The following is a 357-nucleotide window of genomic DNA, read 5'->3' as shown; positions in this document are numbered from 1 at the left end:
GGATGCCGCTGGCAAGGACATTGCGCAGCCGGTGACAATGCTTGGCGGTTTGAAGGCGATTGACGGTGTTGTCAAAAGCCAGGACGAGCGGCTGGTGACAGCCGAGGGTACGGTCAAAGCCCAGGGTGACAGTCTCGTCACGCAGGGCGGTCAGATCGGCACGCTGCAAAAAGATGCGCTGCTTTATGATAATAATGCCGGTGCCTATAGCGCTGCGCACGGCGATGCCAAGACCAGCCGGATTGGCAATGTTGCCGAAGGTACTGCCGATACGGACGCGGTGAACAGGGGCCAGCTCAACAAGGTAGACCAGAAGCTTGCCGATCTGTCGAAGGGCACGTCCGGCGTGATCAAGGA

The 357-nt window shown here is 59.1% G+C and carries 1 protein-coding gene; it reads left to right on the top strand.

The genetic code is table 11. The annotated features are described in order from the left end of the window. Positions 1–357 (top strand): hypothetical protein (locus AC6CHM_RS25150; RefSeq protein ID WP_498176074.1); only part of this gene is annotated, 357 nt, incomplete at both ends.

The sequence above is a fragment of the Phyllobacterium sp. GQ127 genome, assembly GCF_059758635.1.
The sequence above is the reverse complement of the archived record's forward strand: the minus strand, read 5'-3'. Positions and strand labels throughout refer to the sequence as shown.